The organism is Citrobacter sp. TBCS-14, assembly GCF_005280805.1.
Taxonomy (GTDB): Bacteria; Pseudomonadota; Gammaproteobacteria; order Enterobacterales; family Enterobacteriaceae; genus Citrobacter; species Citrobacter gillenii.
Genome location: NZ_SZWM01001268.1, coordinates 1 through 319 on the forward strand (window position 1 = coordinate 1; position 319 = coordinate 319).

Annotated in this window: 1 protein-coding gene; it reads left to right on the plus strand. The window is 47.6% G+C overall.

Annotation, left to right across the window (positions count from 1 at the left end; genetic code table 11):
• The coding region (locus FDX22_RS27310; protein ID WP_186805482.1) for a hypothetical protein at positions 1-319 on the plus strand (319 nt) is incomplete at both ends.

A 319-nucleotide genomic window follows, 5' to 3' on the forward strand; every position in this document is an offset into this window, starting at 1 on the left:
GCGCTGTTCCAGAATGATGCGTTTGTCGCCAAACTGGAAGAAGGGCACAGCAACGAAGTTAACGGCGAAGTCCATGATGCCTTACTGCAGGTTGTGGATATGCGCCGTGAACTGTTGGATCAGCTCAATAAGCAACTGGGCAACCAACTGATGATGGCGATTAATCTGCAAATTAATCAGCAGCAGTTAATGAGCGTGTCGAAAAACCTGAAAGGGATCCTCACGCAGCAGATTTTCTGGGTTAACAGTAACCGTCCGATGGACTGGGACTGGATCAAAGCTTTCCCGCAAACACTTAAAGACCAGTTTAAGTCGATGA